This window comes from Streptomyces rugosispiralis (assembly GCF_024505145.1).
Lineage (GTDB): Bacteria > Actinomycetota > Actinomycetes > Streptomycetales > Streptomycetaceae > Streptomyces > Streptomyces rugosispiralis.
The window spans coordinates 89,182-111,140 of record NZ_JANIAA010000028.1 but is presented as its reverse complement, the minus strand read 5'-3'; the positions used below and the strand labels follow the sequence as shown (position 1 = coordinate 111,140).

At 71.4% G+C, this 21,959-nt stretch carries 18 protein-coding genes and 1 pseudogene; 5 read left to right on the top strand and 14 right to left on the bottom strand.

Translation table 11 applies throughout. From position 1 onward, the window contains the following. Positions 1-38 precede the first annotated feature (38 nt). The 10 genes and pseudogenes from NP777_RS32045 to NP777_RS32000 form a co-directional block, all read right to left on the bottom strand. Entirely contained in the window at positions 39-1,643 is a 1,605-nt protein-coding gene (locus tag NP777_RS32045) for an MFS transporter (RefSeq protein WP_256653657.1), read from the bottom strand. Positions 1,644-1,752: 109 nt separating this feature from the next. Continuing rightward, positions 1,753-2,775 (bottom strand): class II fructose-bisphosphate aldolase, encoded by a 1,023-nt coding sequence (fbaA, locus tag NP777_RS32040; RefSeq protein ID WP_256653656.1) that lies wholly within the window; start codon positions 2,773-2,775, stop codon positions 1,753-1,755. A gap of 176 nt (positions 2,776-2,951) precedes the next feature. Further along, complete coding sequence (gene pyrE, locus NP777_RS32035) at positions 2,952-3,497, bottom strand: orotate phosphoribosyltransferase (protein ID WP_256653655.1); 546 nt, start codon at positions 3,495-3,497, stop codon at positions 2,952-2,954. A 144-nt stretch (positions 3,498-3,641) separates the two neighbouring features. Further along, positions 3,642-4,457 carry an aldose epimerase family protein gene (locus NP777_RS32030; RefSeq protein ID WP_256653654.1) on the bottom strand — a complete coding sequence of 272 codons (816 nt, stop codon included), beginning with the start codon at positions 4,455-4,457 and terminating at the stop codon, positions 3,642-3,644. Positions 4,458-4,482: 25 nt separating this feature from the next. Beyond that, positions 4,483-5,364 carry an SRPBCC domain-containing protein gene (locus tag NP777_RS32025; protein WP_256653653.1) on the bottom strand — a complete coding sequence of 294 codons (882 nt, stop codon included), beginning with the start codon at positions 5,362-5,364 and terminating at the stop codon, positions 4,483-4,485. Between the two features lie 205 nt (positions 5,365-5,569). Next, positions 5,570-7,144 carry a polyamine aminopropyltransferase gene (locus NP777_RS32020; RefSeq protein ID WP_256653678.1) on the bottom strand — a complete coding sequence of 525 codons (1,575 nt, stop codon included), beginning with the start codon at positions 7,142-7,144 and terminating at the stop codon, positions 5,570-5,572. A gap of 268 nt (positions 7,145-7,412) precedes the next feature. Further along, positions 7,413-7,928 (bottom strand): annotated as a pseudogene (locus tag NP777_RS32015) (DUF2617 family protein); the annotation flags it as partial. 401 nt (positions 7,929-8,329) lie between these two features. Beyond that, positions 8,330-8,632 carry a hypothetical protein gene (locus NP777_RS32010; protein WP_256653652.1) on the bottom strand — a complete coding sequence of 101 codons (303 nt, stop codon included), beginning with the start codon at positions 8,630-8,632 and terminating at the stop codon, positions 8,330-8,332. Between the two features lie 107 nt (positions 8,633-8,739). Next, complete coding sequence (locus NP777_RS32005; RefSeq protein WP_256653651.1) at positions 8,740-9,669, bottom strand: alpha/beta fold hydrolase; 930 nt, start codon at positions 9,667-9,669, stop codon at positions 8,740-8,742. A 271-nt stretch (positions 9,670-9,940) separates the two neighbouring features. Then, positions 9,941-10,885 carry a DUF5996 family protein gene (locus NP777_RS32000; RefSeq protein ID WP_256653650.1) on the bottom strand — a complete coding sequence of 315 codons (945 nt, stop codon included), beginning with the start codon at positions 10,883-10,885 and terminating at the stop codon, positions 9,941-9,943. A 202-nt stretch (positions 10,886-11,087) separates the two neighbouring features. Here NP777_RS32000 and NP777_RS31995 point away from each other — a divergent pair, with 202 nt between their 5' ends. Both NP777_RS31995 and NP777_RS31990 read left to right on the top strand, forming a co-directional pair. Next, complete coding sequence (locus NP777_RS31995; RefSeq protein WP_256653649.1) at positions 11,088-12,260, top strand: pyridoxal phosphate-dependent aminotransferase; 1,173 nt, start codon at positions 11,088-11,090, stop codon at positions 12,258-12,260. Positions 12,261-12,511: 251 nt separating this feature from the next. Continuing rightward, positions 12,512-13,711 (top strand): hypothetical protein, encoded by a 1,200-nt coding sequence (locus NP777_RS31990; protein ID WP_256653648.1) that lies wholly within the window; start codon positions 12,512-12,514, stop codon positions 13,709-13,711. Positions 13,712-13,815: 104 nt separating this feature from the next. Here the strand turns inward: NP777_RS31990 and NP777_RS31985 are convergent, their stop codons facing one another. After that, positions 13,816-14,352 carry a YbjN domain-containing protein gene (locus NP777_RS31985; protein ID WP_020869726.1) on the bottom strand — a complete coding sequence of 179 codons (537 nt, stop codon included), beginning with the start codon at positions 14,350-14,352 and terminating at the stop codon, positions 13,816-13,818. Positions 14,353-14,520: 168 nt separating this feature from the next. Continuing rightward, on the bottom strand, positions 14,521-17,112 hold the full coding sequence (gene clpB, locus NP777_RS31980; protein WP_256653647.1) for an ATP-dependent chaperone ClpB: 2,592 nt from the start codon (positions 17,110-17,112) through the stop codon (positions 14,521-14,523). 118 nt (positions 17,113-17,230) lie between these two features. On the opposite strand from clpB, the gene NP777_RS31975 reads away from it, so the two are divergent. Then, positions 17,231-17,635 (top strand): pyridoxamine 5'-phosphate oxidase family protein, encoded by a 405-nt coding sequence (locus NP777_RS31975; RefSeq protein WP_256653646.1) that lies wholly within the window; start codon positions 17,231-17,233, stop codon positions 17,633-17,635. Positions 17,636-17,737: 102 nt separating this feature from the next. On the opposite strand, the gene proP is transcribed toward NP777_RS31975, so the two are convergent. Together proP and NP777_RS31965 are read right to left on the bottom strand one after the other, a co-directional pair. Beyond that, positions 17,738-19,288 (bottom strand): glycine betaine/L-proline transporter ProP, encoded by a 1,551-nt coding sequence (gene proP / locus NP777_RS31970; protein ID WP_256653677.1) that lies wholly within the window; start codon positions 19,286-19,288, stop codon positions 17,738-17,740. 141 nt (positions 19,289-19,429) lie between these two features. Continuing rightward, positions 19,430-19,801: a cupin domain-containing protein gene (locus tag NP777_RS31965; RefSeq protein ID WP_256653645.1), complete on the bottom strand. Its 372-nt coding sequence runs from the start codon at positions 19,799-19,801 to the stop codon at positions 19,430-19,432. Positions 19,802-19,959: 158 nt separating this feature from the next. Here NP777_RS31965 and NP777_RS31960 point away from each other — a divergent pair, with 158 nt between their 5' ends. Beyond that, positions 19,960-21,498, top strand: a complete 1,539-nt coding sequence (locus tag NP777_RS31960) for a type I restriction endonuclease (RefSeq protein ID WP_256653644.1) — start codon at positions 19,960-19,962, stop codon at positions 21,496-21,498. Then, positions 21,473-21,844: an HsdM family class I SAM-dependent methyltransferase gene (locus tag NP777_RS31955; protein WP_308405277.1), complete on the top strand. Its 372-nt coding sequence runs from the start codon at positions 21,473-21,475 to the stop codon at positions 21,842-21,844. The genes NP777_RS31960 and NP777_RS31955 overlap by 26 nt, the downstream gene beginning before the upstream one ends. Positions 21,845-21,959: the final 115 nt, after the last annotated feature.

The window sequence follows — 21,959 nt, the reverse complement described above, 5'->3', positions numbered from 1 at the left end:
CCCCATCCGACACGCTCAAGCCATGAGGGGGACGCGGGTCAGGTACGGGGACTTCGCTCGCCCGGGTCCAGGGGCGGCGCGGACACCCCGCAGTGGTAGGCGCACTCGGGGCGGCACGGCGGCCCCGCCGCCCGCGCGGCGCCCTCGGCGCCCTCCGCGGGCACCGCGGCCCCGGCCCGCTCCGGCTCCGCCCCCACCTCCGCGCCCGCCTGCTCCAGCGCGTCCGAGCGCACCGTGCGCCAGGCGAGGATCGCCCCCAGCACCAGCACCCCGGCGCAGATCGGCATCGCCCGCCGGAAGGTGCTCGAGAAGGCGTCCGCCGACCGGTACGCCTCCGGGCCCATCCCCGCGAGCAGCGGCAACGCGGCCACCGCGACCAGCCCGGCCGCGCGGGCCGCCGCGTTGTTGACCCCGCTGGCCAGGCCGGCGCGGGCGACGTCCACCGAGGCCAGGACGGTCGCGGTGAGCGGGGCGACCACCACGACCATGCCCAGGCCCAGCACCAACAGCGCGGGCAGGATGTCCCGCCAGTACACCGCCCCCACCCCGGCCCGGGTCATCAGCAGCATCCCCGCCGCGCACAGCAGCGGGCCCACGGTCAGCGGGATCCGCGGGCCGATGCGCTTGCCCAGCTCCCCCGAACGGGCCGACAGCAGCAGCATCAGCGTGGTGGTGGGCAACAGCGCGGTACCGGCGGCGAGCGCGGAGTAGCCCACCACCACCTGGAGGTCGAGCACCGAGAGGAAGAAGAAGCCGCCGAAGGCCGCGTAGACGCACAGGGTCACCACATTGACGGCGCTGAACTGGCGGGAGGCGAAAATGGAGAGCGGCAGCATCGGCTCGCGCAGCCTCCGCTCCACGGCGATGAAGGCCGCCCCCAGCGCCAGCCCGGCGACGCCGGGGACCACCACGGCGGCCGATGCGCCCTTCTGCGGCGCGGCGATCAGCGCATAGGTGACCAGGGCGAGGGCCGCCGCCCCCAGCAGGGCGCCGAGCACGTCGAACCGGCCGCGCGGGTGCGGATCGCGGGTCTCCGGTACGTGGCGCAAAGCGACCGGCACACACACCGCGGCCAGCGGCACATTGATGAAGAACACCCAGCGCCAGCCGGGCCCGTCCACCAGCCAGCCGCCCAGGAACGGCCCGATCGCCGCCCCGATCCCGCCGAAGCCGGACCACAGCCCGATCGCCCGCGCCCGGTCGTCGGGGTGGATCACCGACTGGATCAGCGCCAGCGACCCGGGGGTGAGCAGCGCCCCGCCGATGCCCTGGAACGCCCGCGCGGCGATGAGCACCCCGGCGTTCGGCGCCATCCCGCACACCAGCGAGGCCAGCGCGAACCACACCACTCCGATGACGAACACCCGCCGCCGCCCGAACCGGTCCCCGAGCGCCCCACCGAGCAGGATCAGCCCGGCGAGGGTGAGCATGTAGGCGTTGACGGTCCACTGCAGTACGGGCAGATCGGCGCCCAGGTCGAGGCCGATGCGCGGCAGGGCGACATTGACGACGGTGCTGTCGAGGAGCGCCATGGCGGAACCCAGCACGGTGGTGAACACCAGCCACCGTCCGGCCGGCACGGACAGCCGTACCGGCTCACCGTTGCCCGGAGCGTGCCCCGCCCCGGGCGTGGAGCCGCCCATACCTGGATCATGCCCCGGGCAGCGCCCCCGGGACCAGCCCACAACGCAAACGAGCCCGGCGGCTCGCCGCAAAGGCGAGACGCCGGGCCCGAAGAGGCGAGCCGAAGAACTACTTCAGCTTCGTACCCGTGGACCGAAGATCCGCACAGGCCTTGGTGACCCGCTCGGCCATCCCCGTCTCGGCCAGCTTGCCCCAGCTCCGCGGGTCGTACGTCTTCTTGTTGCCGACCTCGCCATCCACCTTCAGCACCCCGTCGTAGTTGCGGAACATGTGGTCCGCGATCGGACGGCTGAAGGCGTACTGGGTGTCCGTGTCGAGGTTCATCTTCACCACGCCGTTCTCCAGCGCGGTGCGGATCTCCTGCTCCGTGGAGCCGGAGCCGCCGTGGAAGACGAAGAAGAACGGGTCCTGCTTGCCGTACTTCGCGCCGACACCGTCCTGGAGGTCACGCAGCAGCTCCGGGCGGAGGACGACATTGCCCGGCTTGTAGACGCCGTGGACGTTGCCGAAGGAGGCGGCCAGCAGGTAGCGGCCCTTGTCGCCCAGGCCCAGGGCCTCGGCGGTGCGCAGGGCGTCGTCCACCGTCGTGTACAGCTTGTCGTTGATCTCGTGGGTGACGCCGTCCTCCTCGCCACCGGTCGGGGTGATCTCGACCTCGAGGATGATCTTCGCCTTGACCGCCTCGGCGAGCAGCTCCTGCGCGATGTCGAGGTTGTCGGCGAGGGTCTCCGCGGAGCCGTCCCACATGTGGGACTGGAACAGCGGGTGCTGGCCCTTGGCGACGCGCTCCTGCGAGATCTTGAGCAGCGGACGCACATAGCCGTCCAGCTTGTCCTTCGGGCAGTGGTCGGTGTGGAGGGCGATGTTGACCGGGTACTTCTGGGCCACGACATGCGCGAACTCGGCGAGGCCGACCGCACCGGTCACCATGTCCTTCTTGTACTGGCCACCCAGGAACTCGGCACCACCGGTGGAGATCTGGACGATGCCGTCGCTCTCCGCCTCGGCGAAGCCGCGCAGGGCGGCGTGCAGAGTCTGCGTCGAGGTCACGTTGATCGCCGGGTAGGCGAACTTGCCCGCCTTCGCCCGGTCGAGCATCTCGTTGTAGATCTCAGGGGATGCGATGGGCATCTGACCGCTCCTTGTATGTGCGGGTTAGTCGTACTTGGCCCTGACCTAGGGGCGACGTCATCGTCGGGGCCATAATCCCAGACTCCGTCGATTGCTCCACACGGCGCACGCCGAGACCACACGGACGGGGGTGGGTGGTTTCACGTGAAACCTCCCGCCTCCTCAGCCCGCGTGATTCAGCTCAGTCCGAGGTCGGTGAGCGAGTACGCCGGGAGGTACGGCAGCCCGGCGTCCGCGATCGCGGGCGCGGCGCCGCGCTCGACGATCGTCGCGACCGCGACGACCTCCGCACCGGCCTCCCGCGCCGCCTCCACCGCGGTCAGCGGCGAGCCACCGGTGGTGGAGGTGTCCTCGACCACCAGCACCCGTCGGCCCGCGATGTCCGGTCCCTCGATCCGGCGCTGCATACCGTGGGTCTTCTGGGCCTTGCGGACCACGAAGGCGTCGAGCCGGCGCCCGCGCGCGGCCGCGGCGTGCAGCATGGACGTGGCCACCGGGTCGGCGCCCAGGGTCAGCCCGCCCACCGCGTCGTACTCCAGATCGGCCGTGGCCTCGAGCATGACCTGCCCGACCAGCGGCGCGGCCTCGGCGTCCAGGGTGATCCGGCGCAGGTCGATGTAGTAGTCGGCCTCACGCCCGGAGGAGAGGGTCACCTTGCCGTGGACCACGGCCTTGTCCTTGATCTGCTGCAGCAGGGCGTCACGCGCATCGCTCATGCGCATGAGCTTATGCGGTGGCCCTCGGAACCCCTCAAGCCGCTCCGTACCGTGAGACCGACCACGTCGGCCGTGAAACCGACCGCGTCGGCCGTGAGACCGAGCGCGTCAGTCGTGAGACCGACCGCGTCAGTCGTGAGACCGACCGCGTCAGGCCAGCGTGCGCCAGCTCCAGGTCATGGCGATCTCCAGCGGCTCGATGGGGGTGACGAGGCGCGGCATGAGGTTGAGGCCGTTGGGCGGGCCGGACTGCGGTTCGACGCACACCGCCTCCGCCTGCTCGTCGTAGACGACCACCCACTCCGTCCGGCTGGTGACCTTCAGCTCGAGCCGGCCGGGCCAGGTGAGCGTGACGTCCACCCCCTGTGGCATCCCGAAGCAGTCGTCCCAGGGGCCGGGCTCGGGCGCGATCCGGCGGCCGGTGGGGAGGTGGTCCTCGCCGCGCTCCTCCTGCCATGCGGCGTCGAAGGCGATCTCGGCATCGGCGCCGCCGTCGCCCAAGTTCCGCAGGAACCACGGATGCCAGCCCGCCTGTGCCGGGAAGGAGTCGCCCTCGGTCTCGACGCTCATGGTGACGGTCAGGCTGTCCGGGGAGAGCTCGAAGGTCTGGGTGACCCGGCCCTCGTACGGCCAGGGGTCGGCGAGGTCGTAGGTGAAGGCCGCGCTGGACTGCCCCGTGCTGACAGGGGTCCATTCGGTGTTCCGGCCGGTCCCGTGGATCGCGTGCGGCGGGGAGTTGACAGGCAGTTGGTGGGTCCGCCCGCCGTTGCGGAACCGGCCGAGACCGGTCCGGCCGCACCACGGCACCATCGGGAACGACCCGAACCGCGGGCCCTGCCGCAGCAGCTCCGTACCGCCGATGCGCAGTGAACCGATACGGCAGCCGTTCTCGGGTGAGACGGTCAGCTCGGCGTCCCCGGCGGTCAGCCGTACGCCCTTGGTCTCCGTTGTGTCTTCGGTGGTCACAAAGACCGAGCCTATGCGTCCGGGCTCATCGGCGGCGGCGAAGTACGCGACGGCCCACGACGACGACGGAGGCGAGCACGACGGCCGCGGCCGGCGCGGCCCAGCGCAGTGTGGCGCTGGTGGAGACGGTCTCGGGCGCGGGGACCGGTGCGTAGCGGCCGCGCGGCGGGGCGTGGTCGACCTCCTCGGTGGAGCGGCCGATCATCGTGCGGCGGGCGTGGGCTGCCTCGGCCGGGGGCTCCTCGTCCAGGTCGTCGAGATCGCCGAAGCCGACGGGCTCCTCGACGGCACCCGCGTCGTCGAGGTCCTCGAGGTCGCCGACGTCCCCGATGTCCATGTCGTCGGCCGACAGCGGAAGCTCGGCCTCGGTCGGCAGCCCGGTCTCGTCCGCGGCGGCGGCCGCGTCGGTGGTCTCGTCGGCCGCCTCGGCAGCGGCCCGGCCGGGGGCCTCGTCCTCCGTGGGCGCGCTGATCGGGGACGTCTCCAGCCCGGCCGTGAGCGCCGCGGCGAACCGGTCCAGCATGCGGCGGGCCACGGTGATGGACGCCTCGTCGTCGAACTCGGCCAGCCGCCCGTCGCTGTGGACCGTCCCGGAGAAGTTCAGCTCCGTACCGCCCTCGACGGGCCTCGGCGTGATGGTCAGCGCGAGCTTCACCGAGCCGCTGCCGCGCGCCTCGCCGCCCTCGCCCTCGACCTCGAAGCCATCGGCGCGCCGGACGACACGCAGCGAGCCGCGATACGTGATGGTGGATCCGCCGATGCGCAGCCGAAGCCGCCCGGCGAGTGGACCGGCGGCCTCATCGGCGTCCTGCTGGAGCCCGGGAACGCAACGAGCGACGCGGGCGGGCTCCGCGAGCGCCAGCCGGACGGTGTCGACGGGAAACGGAACGAATACCTCATGCTCCATAGGTCAAGACAGTACCCATCGCACGTTCGCTGAGACCCGTTCCCGCGCAACTTTCCGCGCGCCGCTGACGTACGCCGCCGACGCGAGCCCCCGGCGCGCGGACACGCCCCGCACGCGGGCGGGCACCCACCGCCGGAGCGGGCACCCACCGCCGGGCCCACTGTGGCGTCGCTGCCCATAGGCCGGCGCGTCTTGGGCCGTGGCGTCATTCCCCATAGCGCGGACGCATGAGCGTCGACGGGGGCAGACCCGCCTCTCGGCCGCGCTCGGCCGTGCGGCGGGCCGTCCGCAGCCCCTCCTCCGTCAGCGAGCGCGGCCGCGGCCGGTGCGGGGCCAGCCGCAGCCCGGCCGGGGAGCGCGCCGCCAGGACGAAGCCCCAGTCGTGCGGGCTGCCGCGCCCGGGGCGCGGGGCGCCGATCACATACGGAGTGGTCCGCAGCCCGACCGAGCGCATCGTCGCGTCCACCGTCCAGAACGGCCGCGGATCGGGCCGCAGCGGCCCGGCGTGGACCACCAGCCGGCCGCCGGGCGCCAGCACCCGCTCGGCCAGGCCGTAGAACTCCTGGGAGTAGTACTTGGTGCTCGGGGTGAGCTGGGGGGCGGGCAGATCGCAGACCACCACGTCGTACGCCATGGACCGGCGCAGCCAGTCGAAGGCGTCCGCCGTCACCGCCCGCACCCGCGGGTCGCGGTAGGCGCCGCCGTTGAGCGCGGACAGGCCGGGATCGCGCCGGGCCAGCCGCACCACCTCCACGTCGCGCTCAACGACGGTCACCGAGCGGACCCCCGCGTACCGCAGGATCTCGCGCGCCGCGAGCCCGTCGCCGCCGCCCAGCACCAGGACCCGGCCGTGCGGTCCGGCGGCCATCGCCGGGTGGATCAGCGCCTCGTGGTAGCGGACCTCGTCGCGCCCGCTGACCCGCAGCCGCCCGTTGAGGAAGAGGGACAGCGGCCGCCCGCTCGTCCCCCCGCCCACCAGCACGATCTCCTGCTCGCCAGTGCGCAGCGCGACCCGCACCCCCGGTCCGTAGACGGCCTGTCGGGCGGCCCGCTCGAAGGAGGGGGTCAGCATGGCACCGGCGGCCAGCGCGGCGAGCACCAGCCCGTTGGCGACGATCAGCGTCCACCGCGCCCGTACGCTCAGATCGCGGCGGAACAGCCAGAGCACCAGCGCGCCGCCCGCGACCGCGTTGACCGCGCCGGTGACCAGCGCGCCGGTCAGCTGGCCGAACGCGGGCAGCAGCAGAAAGGGAAAGGCGAGCCCGCCGACCAGCGCGCCCACATAGTCCGCCGCGAACAGATCGGCCACCGCGCCGCCCGCGTCCTGCCGGCGCACCCGCTGGATGAGGGTCATCAGCAGCGGCACCTCGGCCCCGATGAGCACACCGATGGCGAACGAGAAGCCGACGAGCGCGGAGCGCGAATCACCGCTCCACGCGAAGCACGCGTACAGCGCCATCGCCGAGCAGCCGCCGACGAGCGCGAGCACCGCCTCGACCGCGCCGAAGCCCACGGCGGCGCGGCAGCGCAGCCGCTTGGCCAGCAGCGAGCCGACGCCCATGGCGAAGACCATCACGGACAGCACCACGGATGCCTGAGTGACCGAGTCACCCGCCAAGTACGTGGCGAGGGCGACGAGTTCGAGCTCGTAGACGAGCCCGCAGGCGGCGCAGACGAAGACCGTGCCGAGCACCAGGAAGCGGCCGAGCCCCGCCCGCACGGGCAGCCGCGCCGGAGGGCCGGATTCCGGCGACGACGGCGCATCCGAGACGGCGGACATGGGCGAATCGATCACAAAGGGAACGCTACGTCACATATCGCTTACGTCTCGTCCCCCACACGAGTGCAATGCCGTTCGTACATCTGGCATCGACGGCCTCTCGGCCACTCGCGATTCCCGTTCAGGAGCAGGGGACTTGGGACGACACCCCACCCGACAGCCCGTCCGACAGCCCACCCGGCAGCTCACCGGGCAGGCCGTTCGGCAGCTCACCGGGCAGGCCGTTCGGCAGGCCGCCCATATCGAGCCCGCCCGCGCCCGGCGGCCGGAGCGCGGGCGGCACCCTGGCCCCCACACAGGTGCGGGTGGTGACCAACCGCCCCTCCTGGGGGTACGCATGCCAGGTCCGCCACCCCACCGTGCCCTCGTTCCACTGCGCGAGCAGCGCCGTGAACGCGTTCGGGCTGCCGGGGAACGTACCGGCCAGGCCGTGCGGATGGTCGGCCACCAGCGCGAGCAGCTCCTGCGCACGTCCGGCGAAGGCCCCTTGTGACAACTCCTCGACGCGCGCCGCGAATTCGTATTCGCGGCCGTCGACGAGGGTGGAGACCCCCAGCGGAAGCGGGGTGCTGTTGCCGGACATACAGGCCACGGTCTCCGAGCAACGACCGCCCTCCCCTTCGAGGAGGACCTGGTGGGAGGCGCCCAGAAGCCTCAACTGAACGGTGAAGCCATGGAGTTGCAGATCGAGCACGGCGAGGGCGGGAAGCGGTTCCCGTCCCAGGCCCCAGGCGAGGTCAGCGGCGCGGGTATCGGTGTAGGCAGTCTTGAGGGTCGTGAGCATGGATCGGCTCCGCAAGCACGCAGTGGAAAGAGTTGGGCCAGCTCGCCCCGCGGGGGACCAGGGGCATGCGCATACGGCGGCTCGTGCCCACGTGGGGCCGTAAGGTCGATTGGTGGTATACGGAATCATGAAATGCTGGGCGCCACATCGTTTTTACCCACCTTCGCCGGGTTTCCACCCCCTAGGGCGCTCACTAGGGCAAGTGTTCAACAAGCCAGCGCCCGGCGCACGTTGGCGCGCCGGGCGCTGGCTCATCGCTTCACGGCCGTAAGGACGGCCTGGCAAACCGTAAGAAGGTCATGGCAACCGTAAGGACGGCACGGCGACCGTAAGGGCCGCACGGGGCCGTAAGAACGGCGCGCGGCGACCACGAAGGTCGCGGGGACCGCGGGAACCGCGGGTCAGCCACCCCCGCCGCAGCCACCGCCGCCACCACCGCCGCCGCCACAGCCACCCCCGCCACCGCAGCCGCTTCCGCCGCCGCAGCCACCGCCGCCGCCGTGGTGACCACCCCCGTGATGGCCACCACCACTACCGCCGCCGTCGCTGGATCCGGCCCACCAGCCGCCACCGGCGGCCCCGCTGGATCCGGCGCCCCAGGACCGCTTGCGCCGCCCGCTGTACCCCTTCGACCGACCGGCGCCGAGCGCGGCGAGCGCCGCGAACGTGAACGCCAGCACGACCAAGATGACAACAGGACCCATGGTCCTCACTCTCCTTCCAACCCCCGTAGCGAGGTACCGCTTCGTACCTGTCGGGTCCCATGCCCGACCTCACGGCGGCCAAAGCGAAGTTGAGGAAGTCCAGAGGTTCAGTCCACGCCCTGCGCGCCGTCCACGACCTGAACGGCGACGCGCTCGATCGCCCGCACGGCGATATCCGGCTGGTCGACGTAGATGTAGTGCCCGCTGGTCTTGGCGGTGCTCAGCTTGGAGCGGCTGGAGACCGCGAGCCACTTGCGCTGACCGTCGGTCCACGCCCGCTCCAGGCCCGGCCCGTAGTCGGGCACCTCCGCGAGGTACCGCTTCCCGTGGTGGATCACCTCCACCGGGATGTCCCCGGCGGAACGGACCTTCCCGTCCGGCACCGTGAGCTTCTCCGGCTCCCCTCCGTGCAGGATCGCGAGGGTCTGATCACGCAATGCGACCGCCGGGCCGGTGGCGGTCTCGGGGATTCCCTTGTTGAGATCGGCGGTCTGGGTCGGCGAGGTGGCGTCCATCAGGACCAGCCCCTTGATCCGGTCCTGGTGGTCGGGGGCGTACCGGGCGGCGATCAGCCCGCCCAGCGAATGCCCGGCCAGGACGACCGGAGCGTCACCGGCGACCCGGTCGAGCACCGTGGTCAGCACCTTCCCCGTGCTCTCGAGGGTCTGCGGCCCCTCGGGCTGGTCGCTGGCGCCTTCGCCGGGCCGGTCGTAGGAGCAGACCCGGTTCTTCTTGCTCAGGGTCTCCTGGAGCCCGGCCATCTTCTCCAGACCGTCGCCGCCGCCGGCCACCAGCATGACAACCGGCCTGCCGTCCGCCGACGTCCCGGAACAGGACACGTTCACCAACCGGCCACCGACCTCGATCTTCTTGGTGCCGGTGAAGTCCTGATCGCCCGCCTCCTTCGAAGCGGCGGCGGACGTGGTGGCGGACGCTTCCGGATCCGCCTTCGCGGAATCGTCACAGCCGACCAGCCCCACACCGGCGACGGCGCAGGACAGCGCGATCACAGCGGACACCCTGGCACTGCGGATCATCGTTCTTCCCCCTGAGAGAGTCTGGGTCACCCGCTCCCCGCGGGCGTCTCAGACGCTATGGACCCGGGTCCCCGGAATCGTCACCACACAGAGCGCACCCGCCCGTAGCTCGCCCGGGGGACAACCTCTGAGCGCTGGACAGGAGCTAAGCGGCCTCGCTGGAGTCCGGTGCGGTTCGGTTGCGCCCCGAAGGGGCGCGGGGAACTGCGAGAACGGCCACGACGCACCCGCGGATGAACGACCACACCTCGCGACGCTTCCCGCGGAGCGCTTAGCGGTGCTCCCAGTGGACGGGGTCCGCTTCCAGGACCGCGCGGTCCCAGTCGGCCAGTTCGGCGGCCGCCCCATAGGTGCTGTGGAGGAATTCGCTCAGCGTCCGGTCCGGATCGGGTGCGGTGGCGACCGCCTCATAGGGCAGCACGAATTCACCGACCTCCCGCCGGTATGAGGCTGTCTCGGGCTGTACCGGCTGGTCGGCGAAGCCGGTGGGCTCGGGGTAGGCGTAGGAGTAGAAGCCGCCCTCCGCACCGCCGCCGGGCCAGAAGCCGCAGCTGGAGAGCTCGACGGAGTACGCCTCCTGCGTCACCCGGTCGGGCAGGTTCGGCACACCGCCGGGGGGATGCGGCGGCGCGGTGCGGCCGGAGAAGCGGGTGACGCACAGGTCCATCGCCCCCCAGAAGAAGTGCACGGGGCTGGCCTTGCCGACGAAATGGGACCGGAACTCCCCGAAGACCCGATGTGCGCTCAGCAACTGACCCCAGAAGAGCCGTGTGGCGTACGGGTCGTACGCCGCGTGCCGGTGGTCCTCCGGGAAGGGGATCGCCACGGGCACCTCGTTCGGCCGGGGGTACATCCGGGTCTGGATGCCCAGGTCTCCCAGCACGCCCATGACCTCGGAGTAGAACTGGGACACCGGTTTGGACTCCAGCCTCAGCTCGCGCCGGCTTCCGTCGCTGACCCGGATCCCCAGCCGGTGCTCGATGAAGTCGAACTCGATATCGAACGCCCCGGTCCGGTACGGGACCGTGGACGTGCTCAGCCCGCGCGGGGTGACGTACAGGGTCACCTGCCACCATTGATTGGCCGGTGGCGCGTGGTCCAGCCGGATCTTGCCGACGATCTGGGTCCACATGTGCAGGGTGTCCCGGGTCTCGGCCCAGTCCTCCAGCCGGAGCCGTGGCCAGGCGCCCGCCTGCTGTGTCCTCTGCTTGGCCATCTCGCCTCCCGCGGGGCTCACCCCTCTGGCGACAACGCGCGGTCGATGGATCCCGGCCCGGCCGAGTACCCGCCCGTCCCGCGACCGAAAACGAGCGCAAACAATCAGCGCGGAAAATCCAGCCCCGAAACCGGTGAGCAAGCCCCACACCGGGCACGGGGAGAGTTGATGAAGGCCGAGGGTTCGGCGGAGTATGGGCGCCATGGGACGACCGCCGCTCAACCACCGACTGGCCGCCTTCGGGACCACGATCTTCGCCGAGATGTCCGCCCTCGCCGTGCGCACCGGCGCCATCAACCTCGGGCAGGGCTTTCCGGACACCGACGGCCCCGAGGAGGTGCGCGAGGCCGCCGTGCGTGCGCTGCGCGAGGGCCGGGGCAATCAGTACCCGCCCGGTCCCGGTGTGCCCGAGCTGCGCACCGCCGTCAGCGAGCACCAGCGGCGCTGGTACGGCCTGGGCTTCGACCCCGACACCGAGGTGCTGATCACCGCGGGCGCCACCGAGGCCATCGCGGCGTCGCTGCTGGCGCTGGTGGAGCCGGGCGACGAGGTGATCGCGCTGGAGCCGTACTACGACTCGTACGCCGCCTGTGTCGCCATGGCGGGCGGCGTCCGCGTACCCGTCACCCTGCGCCCCGACGGAGACACCTTCCGTCTTGATCTCGACGAGCTGCGCGCCGCCGTCACCGACCGCACCCGGCTCATCCTGCTCAACACCCCGCACAACCCCACCGGCACCGTGCTCACCCGCGATGAGCTGGCCGCGGTCGCCGAGCTCGCCGTCGAGCGCGATCTGCTGGTGGTCACCGACGAGGTGTACGAGCATCTCGTCTTCGGCACCGAGCACACCCCGCTCGTCTCCTTCCCCGGGATGCGCGAGCGGACGGTCACCATCAGCAGCAGCGGAAAGACGTTCTCGTTCACCGGCTGGAAGGTCGGCTGGGTGACCGGCGCTCCCGAGCTGGTCACGGCGGTGCGCTCGGCCAAGCAGTACCTCACCTATGTCTCGGCGGGCCCCTTCCAGTACGCGGTGGCCGAGGCGCTGGCCCTCCCCGACGCCTATTTCCACGGCATCCGGGACGATCTGCGCGCCAAGCGCGATCTGCTGGCCGACGGCCTGACCGACGCGGGCTTCCATGTCTTCCGCCCCTCGGGGACGTACTTCATCACCACCGACATCCGCCCCCTCGGCGAGACCGACGGCTTCGCCTTCTGCCGCTCCCTCCCCGAGCGCTGCGGCGTGGTCGCGGTCCCGAACGCGGTCTTCTACGACCACCAGGACCAGGGCTCCCCCTTCGTCCGCTTCGCCTTCTGCAAGCGCGAAGAGGTCCTTACGGACGCCGTGGCCCGGCTCAAGACCCTCGCCGCGGGCTGAGGCGCCTGACGCGGGCCGAGGCGCCTGACGTGCGCTGAGGCGCTTGACGTGCGCTGAGGCGCCTGACGCGCGCGACGCGGCTGACGCACCTCCTCCGGTAACCCCGCTCCCCCGGTTGGACGTCCCGGGTCGCGGGCGTCCGCGGCCTGGCGGATGGTCGGTGTGTCCGCCGAGCCTCCTGGTCCGTCCCGTCCCGGGGGCTCGGCGCAGGTCCGTCGTGCGCCCGTCGTGTGCCCACACCGGAGGTCTCCGTGTCCGCCGAAACCGCCGCGTCCACACGGACCCCGGAACCGCCCCGGCGGCCGGCGGAACGGCGACGGGCGCTGGGGCGGATCGGGGCGTCGCTGAGGCGGGCGTGGCTCGCGCTCGCGGTGTACGCGACGGTGCGGGCCGCCGGGATCGTCTGCGTGGTGCTGGGCGCCCGGCAGGCCGGGAAGCAGCCGCGGACGCAGCTCGGGCACTACTGGGACAGCCGCTGGTACGTGGGCATCGCCCAGCACGGCTACGGCACCAACCGCCCCTCCGTCACCCACCCCGGCCTGACCTTCAGCGACCTCGCGTTCTTCCCGCTCTACCCGGCGCTGATCAGGGCCGTCACCGCCGTCGTCCCCGTGAGCGGGGTGACGGCCGGGCTGCTGGTCGCCTGGGGCGCGGCCGGGCTTGCGGCCTGGGGGATCCACGCGGTCGGGGAGCTGCTGTACGGGCGGCGGGTGGCCTTGACGCTGGTCGCGCTGTGGGGGCTGCTGCCGCATGCGGTCATCGAGTCCATGGGGTACACCGAGTCGCTGCTGACGGCGCTGGCGGCCTGGTCGCTGTACGCGCTGCTGACCGGGCGCCCGCTGTGGGCCGGGGCGCTCGCGCTGTGCGCGGGGGCCACCCGGCCCAACGGGCTCGCGGTCGCGGCCGCGGTGTGCGCGTGTGCGGCCGCCGAGATCCGGCGGCACCGGTGGCGTACGTCCTGGCGGGTGTGGGCGGGGGCCGCGCTGTCACCGCTCGGCTGGCTCGGCTACGCCGTCTGGGTGGGTGTGCGGCGCGGCACCTGGCGCGGCTATCTGGACGTCCAGGACGACTGGGGCACATATCTCGATCTCGGTGCGAGCGGCTTCCGCTCCGCCCGCTCCCTGATCATGGGGGACGGCTATCTGTCGCACTACATGGCGCTGGTCGTCATCGGCGCCGCGCTGATCTCCCTGGTCGGGTTCGTGCTGCGGCCACCGCCGCTGCCGCTGGTCGTCTACACCCTCGCCCTGGTGTTCATCGCGCTCGCCAGCGCCCACTACTTCGCGTCCAAGCCGCGCTTCCTGCTGCCCGCCTTCCCGCTGCTGATCCCGGCGGCGCTGGCGATGGCAAGAGCCCGGCCGCGCACCGCCGTCCTGGTGGGCGGCGCGCTGGCCGGGCTCTCCTGTCTCTACGGGACGTATCTGCTGACCATGGCCACCAGCCCGGTCTGACCGGGACACGGCCCTTCCGACCGTGACACGGCCCTTCCGACCGGCATACGGCCCTGCTGACCGCAATACGGCTGTACGGCTATAGGGCTGTACGGCTCGGCCGCTCAGGCCTCGTCGTCGCCCGGCTTGTCGTCACCGTCGGACTCGATGTCGGCCTCCAGACCGAGCTGTTCGACCAGCCAGCGGTCGAACTCGATCGAAGCCCGCACCCAGCTGACCGTGCTGGATACGAAGTGCTCCAGGCTGACGCCGGTGCCGATCAGCATCTGCGCCTCGCCGATCAACCGGACCGTGCCGTCGTCATTGGTGTGGCTGTAGACCTTCGGCCACAGGGTGCGGCGGTTCCAGTCGTCGATCGCCTCGAGCAGCCGCGGCTTCTCATCGATGCCATGCGGCCGGTCGTAGAACGTGCGAACGGAGAAGACCTGCTGCTCCTCCTCCCCGCGGAACATGAAGTAGGTGCGGAACTGCTCCCACGGCGCGGCGAGGTCCCCCTCCTCGTCGACGACGTACTTCAGCTCCATCTGCTCCAGCAGCTGCTTGACCAGGTCCTGGTCGGGCAGCACGGGGCCGCTCGGACCCGTCGGTTCGGGCTCGGGCTGACCCCCGAAATTCGGAATCGAGGACGGGTCGATGCTCACCGTGGATTTCCCTTCGTATGGAATACCGCCATCCTCCCTCACACCCGCCCCCGCCGTGCAACCCCGGCCGTACATTGCCCGATCCGGCCGAAACGACAGCCGAAACAACGGCCGCGAGGTCCGGCCGGCGGACCGGCCGGACCGTGGGCGCCGGGCGGCCCCGGACCCCTATTGCGCGGGGCCCACCAGCAGGTCGTCGCCGACCCGGTCCACCCGGACCTTGTCGCCGTCCCGGACCTCCCCGGCGAGGATCTCCTTGGCCAGCCGGTCGCCGATCGCGGTCTGGATCAGCCGGCGCAGCGGGCGCGCCCCGTACGCCGGGTCGTTGCCCTCCTCGGCGAGCCACTCCAGCGCGGCCGGGGTGACGTCGAGGGTCAGCCTGCGGTCGGCGAGGCGGCGGGCCAGCCGGGCGATCTGGAGCTCGGCGATCCGGGCCAGCTCCGGGCCGCTGAGCGCGGAGAAGACCACGAGGTCGTCCAGGCGGTTGAGGAACTCCGGCTTGAAGGAGGCCCGCACGGTCTCCAGCACGCTCTGCTTCTTCTCCTCCTCGCCGAGCAGCGGATCCATCAGGTATTGGCTGCCCAGGTTGGAGGTGAGCACCAGGATGGTGTTGCGGAAGTCCACCGTCCGGCCCTGGCCGTCGGTGAGCCGCCCGTCGTCGAGCACCTGGAGCAGGATGTCGAAGACCTCGGGGTGGGCCTTCTCCACCTCGTCCAGCAGCACCACGCTGTACGGGCGGCGGCGCACCGCCTCGGTGAGCTGGCCGCCCTCCTCGTAGCCGACGTAGCCGGGCGGGGCGCCGACCAGCCGGGCCACGCTGTGCTTCTCGCCGTACTCGCTCATGTCGATGCGGACCATGGCCCGCTCGTCGTCGAAGAGGAAGTCGGCGAGCGCCTTGGCCAGCTCGGTCTTGCCGACGCCGGTGGGCCCGAGGAAGAGGAACGAGCCGGTGGGCCGGTCCGGGTCGGCGATGCCCGCCCGGGTCCTGCGCACCGCGTCCGATACGGCCCGTACGGCCTCGGTCTGGCCGATCAGCCGCTTGCCCAGCTCGTCCTCCATGCGCAGCAGCTTCTGAGTCTCGCCCTCCAGCAGCCGGCCCGCGGGGATACCGGTCCAGGAGGCGACCACATCGGCCACGTCGTCCGGGCCGACCTCCTCCTTGACCATGGTGGGGCGGTCCCCCTGGACCTCGGCCTCGGCCTCCGACGCCTCGGCCAGCTCCCGCTCGACGGCCGGGATCTCCCCGTACAGCAGCTTGGAGGCGGTGTCGAAGTCGCCGTCGCGCTGGGCGCGCTCGGCCTGGCCACGCAGTTCGTCCAGCTTCTCCTTGAGCTCACCGACGCGGTTGAGGCCCTGCTTCTCCTTCTCCCAGCGGGCGGTGAGGCCGCGCAGCTCCTCCTCCTTGTCGGCGAGGTCGCGGCGCAGCTTCTCCAGCCGCTGCCTGCTGGCCTCGTCGGTCTCCCGGGCGAGGGCCATCTCCTCCATCCGCATCCGGTCCACCGACCGCTGGAGTTCGTCGATCTCCACGGGCGAGGAGTCGATCTCCATCCGGAGCCGGGAGGCCGCCTCGTCCACCAGGTCGATGGCCTTGTCGGGGAGGAAGCGGGAGGTGATGTACCGGTCGGAGAGGGCGGCGGCGGCCACCAGCGCGCCGTCGGCGATCTGCACCTTGTGGTGGGCCTCGTAGCGGCCCTTGAGCCCGCGCAGGATGGCGACGGTGTCCTCGACGGTCGGCTCGGCCACCAGCACCTGCTGGAAGCGGCGCTCGAGCGCGGCGTCCTTCTCGATCCGCTCGCGGTACTCGTCGAGGGTGGTGGCGCCGACCATGCGCAGCTCACCGCGGGCCAGCATCGGCTTGAGCATGTTGCCCGCGTCCATCGCGGAGTCGCCGCCGGCGCCCGCGCCGACCACGGTGTGCAGCTCGTCGATGAAGGTGATGATCTGGCCGTCGCTGGACTTGATCTCGGCCAGGACGGTCTTCAGCCGCTCCTCGAACTCACCGCGGTACTTCGCGCCCGCGACCATCGCGCCGAGGTCGAGGGCGACCAGCCGCTTGTCGCGCAGGCTCTCGGGCACATCGCCCTTGACGATCCGCTGGGCGAGCCCCTCGACGACGGCCGTCTTGCCGACGCCCGGGTCGCCGATCAGCACCGGGTTGTTCTTGGTGCGCCGGGAGAGCACCTGCACCACCCGGCGGATCTCCTGGTCCCGGCCGATGACCGGGTCCAGCTTGCCCTCGCGTGCGGCGGCGGTGAAGTCCGTGCCGAACTTCTCCAGTGCCTTGTACGTGCCCTCCGGATCGGGCGTCGTCACCCGCTGTCCACCCCTGACCTTCTCGAACGCGGCGAGCAGCTTCTTGGCACCCGCCCCCTGCTGGTCGAGCAGCTCCCCCGCCTGGCCGCCCTTGGCGGCGATGCCGATGAGGAGGTGCTCGGTGGAGACGTAGTCGTCCCCGAGTTCCCTGGCCCGCTGGGTGGCGTCCGCGATGACGGCCAGCAGGTCGCGGCTGGCCTGCGGCGGGGCCACGGTGGAGCCCTGGACGCTGGGCAGGGCGGCGAGCAGCCGCTCGGCGCCGTCGCGCACCAGGGCCGCGTCGGCCTCGACGGCGGCCAGCAGATCCATCACGTTCTCGTTGTCCTGGCCCTGCAGCAGGGCGAGCAGAAGGTGCGCGGGCGTCATGTCCGCATGCCCGGAGGACACCGCCCGGTCATTGGCGGCGCTCAGCGCCGCCCGGCTCTTGTTGGTCAGCTCGGCATCCACGTCCCTGTGCTCCTCCTCGCTCCGATCTTCCCATCCCTGCCCTACCCAACCTCCGTAAAGTTGAGTCTATTCCACTCAACCTCGCGGGCGCCACTCCTCTGGCCCTAGGTTCTGGACCATGTCCGTCGATCCCCGCAACCCCGATCCCGAGTACCTCGCCTTCTGGCGCGAACGCCATGTGTGCACCCTGACCACCCCACGCCCGGACGGCACCCCGCATGTGGTCCCGGTCGGCGTCACCTACGACCCCGAGGCCGGGCTCGCCCGCGTCATCGCGAGCCGTCACAGCCGTAAGGTCGCCCATGTCCGGGCGGCGGGCGAGGGCGGTGCGCGGGTCGCGGTCTGCCAAATGGCGGGCAGGCGGTGGGCCACGCTGGAGGGGCTCGCGGTGGTACGTGAGGAGCCCGAGCTGATCGCGGACGCCGAGCGCCGCTACGCCGAGCGCTACCAGCGCACCCCCCGCCCCAACCCGGATCGCGTCGTCATCGAGATCGCCCTCACTCGGGCAATGGGCCGGGGCTGAGGCTCGTCACGCCTTTGGGCCCGAGGCCCGTCACTCCTCATGGCCCGAGACCTGTCACTCCTCATGGCCCGAGGCCCGTCACTCCTCATGGCCCGAGGCCCGTCACTCCTCTTCCTCCTCCTGGTGACCGGCCTCCCGATGGCCCGCCCCCGCCCAGGGGTGGCGCAGCCGGATCCAGACGTCGCGGGCGCGCCGCCCGGCCTCCGTGCGGCTCTCCGCCACCGCCGTACGCGCCTCCTCCTCGGTCTCCACCATGGGCCCCGAACCGCGCAGCGGCTTCCCCGCCGTCTCGTGCAGGAACACCGTGGCGATCAGCCCGATCACGCCCGCCACCATCAGGTAGAAGGCGGGCACCAGCGTGTTGTGGGTGGTGGCCACCAGCCACGACGCCAGCAGCGGCGTCGTCCCGCCGAACAGCGACACGGAGAGGTTGTACGAGATCGACAGCGCGCCGTAGCGCAGCCGGGTCGGGAACAGCGCGGGCAGCGTGGCGGCGCTCGTCCCCGCGAAGGTGACCAGCATCGCGCCCAGGATCAGACAGCCGATCGCGGGCATCAGGACGCCGCCCTCCCGGATCAGCAGCACCGCCGGAATGGCCAGCACGATCATGCCCACGCTGCCGAACAGGAACAGCGGCCGCCGCCCCCAGCGGTCGGATGTGCGCCCCACCACCGTGATCGCCAGCACCACGAACAGCATGGTGCCCAGCACCAGCACCTGGGCGGTGGTGGCGTTCTGGCCGAGCGTGGAGGTCATGAAGGTCGGCAGATACGACGTCACCATGTAGTTGGTGACGTTGTACAGCAGCACCAGACCCATGCAGATCAGCACCGCCTGCCAGTGCCTGGTGAAGATCTCCTTCAGCCGGCCCCGCCCGGACTGCCGCGCCTCCTCGATCGGCGCGGTGCCACCGTGTGCCTCCGCCGCCTTGGCCTCCTCGGCCGCCCGCTCGGCCACCTGCTGGAACGCCGGGGTCTCCTCCAGCCGCAGCCGCATATAGAGACCGATCAGCCCCAGCGGCCCGGCCACCAGGAACGGCACCCGCCAGCCCCAGTCCACCATCCCGTTCGCACCGACGGCGGCGGTGAGCACGGTGACCAGACCGGAGCCCAGCGAATAGCCGATGAAGGTGCCGAAGTCGAGCCAGCTGCCGAGGAAACCACGGCGATGATCGGGCGCGAACTCGGCGATGTACGTGGTCGCACCCGCGTACTCACCGCCGGTCGAGAAGCCCTGCACCACCCGGCAGACCAGCAGCAACAGCGGGGCGGCGAAGCCGATCTGGGAGTAGCCGGGCAGCAGCCCCACCGCGAAGGTGCCCGCCGCCATCATGATCATGGTGGTGGAGAGCACCAGCCGCCGCCCGATCCGGTCGCCCAGCGGCCCGAACACCAGCCCGCCCAGCGGCCGCACCAGGAACGCCACGGCGAAGGTGGCGAACGTGGAGACCACCTGGGCGGCGGGGTCCTCGGCGGGGAAGAAGACACGGCCCAGGGTGACGGCGACATAGGCGTAGACACCGAAGTCGAACCACTCCATGGTGTTGCCGATGGCCGTCGCCGCGACGGCGCGGCGCATCCCCGGCTTGTCGACGACGGTGACGTCCTCGATCGCCAGCGGCTCCTTACGGCGGCGCAGCAGCGTGCGGATCAGCTGGTCGGTACGGGCACTGCCGTGCGGCCATCCTCCGCGGCGGGGGCCGCGCGGTGGTCTCGGACCGGTAGTCATCTCGTCCCCTGCCGCCGGCTGAACCGCTGAAGCATCCGCTACCCGACGCCACTCCCGCCCCCGGGCTCAGGCTCCGGCATCGCTGGACTTCGCGTAGGTCTCCGCCATCTGCCCGCCGACGTCGTACATCACCACCTGTTCGTCACCGACCACCCACGCTTCATGGCCGGGCGGCACCACATACGCATCGCCGGGGCCCACTTCGCCCTCGGCTCCGTCGTCCGTACGCACCCGCATCCGGCCCCGCACGATGATCCCGGTGTGCTGGACCTGGCAACTGTCCGTCCCCACGATCGGCCGCACCGACTCCCGCCAGCGCCAGCCGGGCTCGAGGGTGACCACGGCGAGGTGCAGCCCGGTCAGATTCAGCGCTTCCAGATGACCACCGGGAAAGTCCCGCCGCTCATCCGGCTTGTCCATCGTCTTGATCTCCAACATTGGCGTACCTCCTCCTACACCTCCATGGTGCGCCCGGACCGCCCTCGGGGCGCTTCGAGAGCCTCGTCGTTCTCTGCAAACCTCTTGTGCGCCCCAGCGCCCCGGTGGCATCCTGCGAGGCTTTGCTCACGCACGGAAACGGTTCTGGGGGGAACACCATGCCGACGTCGCCGACCGGCCAGGGCGGAAACCAGCACGACCCGCAGGTCGCTCAGCTGGCAGCCGGATCGTCCAACTTCGGTCATCTGCTGGAACACGAGCCTCTGCTCGTCACCATCGGCTGCTCCGCCGAGTCGTATGTGCACACCGACTCGCACGCCGCCATGTTCAAGGCCCGCCTCTTCGGCGAGGTCATGGCCCGCCATCTGCTGAGCCTCCTCGGCCTCCAGGTCAACAGCAACACGCAGTTCCACCGCATCAGGGCACTGTCCCAGGCCGGTGTCCTGAAAGAGCAGACCTACGAGTGGTTCGACCTCCTGCGCGACACGGGGAACAGGGCCGCCCACGGCTACTACGCGAACGTCCGCACCGCGCTCCAGATGGTCGAGACCTGCTTCAAGCTCGGCGACTGGCTGCACCGGGCCCGCAACCAGGACGACACCACTCACCGCGTTTTCCTCGCCCCGGCCACTCCCGATGAGAGCCCTACCCCGGCCACCCCCGCCGACCTGGAGGAGCTGGGACAGCTTCGCGCCGAGCTGGACGACTACCGTGCCAAGCTGGCCGAGGCCCGGATGCGCTTCGACGGCAAGCAGGACCGACTCGAACGTGAGCGGGCCGCACGTGAACAGGCCGAAGCCGAGCTGGCCCGTGCCGAAGCCGACCGCGCCGCGCTCAGCGAATTGGTCGAGCAGCTCAGCGCACAGATCGAAGAGTTCACCGACGCCGACCTGGCCGACGCCTACGTCGCGCCGACGCCACTCAAGAACACCTCGGAACGCGACGCGTTCATCTCCCACGCCCAGAAGGCGGCCCTGCCGCCTATGAACGAGGCGCAGGTCCGCGCGGAGCTGGACCGGATCTTGGAGCAGGCCGGCTGGGTGGTCCAGGACGACAACGCCAAGAACCTGTACGCGGAGGGTGTCCCCGGCGTCGCCGGCGTCGCCGTGCGCGAGGTCACCACAGCCGTGGGCCGCGCCGACTACCTGCTGTACGTGAACCAGCGGCTGGTCGGCGTCGTAGAGGCCAAGCGCGAGGGCGCCGATCTGGAAGGCGCCATGCACCAGGCCGCGCGGTACGCCGCCGGGCTCACCCGCAGCCAGCAGCTCAGCGCCTGGCGGGCCAGCCTGCCCTTCCGATACGTAGCCGACGGCAACACCGTCCGCTTCCACAACGCCCTGGACCCCGCGCCCCGGACCCGGGACGTCTTCGCCATCCACCGGCCGGACACCGTCGCCCGCTGGATCGACGAAGCCGAGGCCGACCCGCAGGCACCCACCCTGCGCGCTCGCATGCGCCGCCTGCCGGAGGTGTTCCTCGACCGGGAACCGCTGCGTCCGGCCCAGGTGTCGGCCATCGAGGGAATGGAGCGCTCCCTCGCCAAGGACGACCCCCGCTCCCTCATCCAGGCCATCATCGACTGCGTCAAGCCGACCCCCGAGGACACGATCACCGACCCGGCCTGCGGAACCGGCGACGCCCGAGCAGCGCCAGCACCTCAGCTCGGGCGGCATCTGGGGCAACGAACTGGTCCGTAACACCGCGCGGCTCGCCGCCATGAACCTCTTCCTCCACGGCATCGGCCACCCCACGGGCAACGCCCTCGTCCGCACGAAGGACGCGCTCGCCGCCCCGCCCGACCAGCGCGCCAGCCTGGTCCTCGCCAACCCGCCCTTCGGCAAGAAGTCCTCCATCACCGTCTACGGCGACGACGGCAAAGCAGCCCGCGAGTCCATCGCCTACGAGCGCCGGGACTTCTGGGTCACCACGACCAACAAGCAGCTGAACTTCGTCCAGCACATCGCCTCGCTCCTCGAAATCCACGGCCGCGCCGCTGTCGTCGTCCCTCAAGCAGAACCCCCTCACCCGGGCCTCCCTCGATGACTTCGTCCAGTGCTACCGGCCGGACGACGAGGACCGCAGCAAGCGCGTCGAAACCGAGCGCTTCAAGTCCTTCACCTACGAAGAGCTGGCCGCCCGCGACAAGGCAAACCTCGAC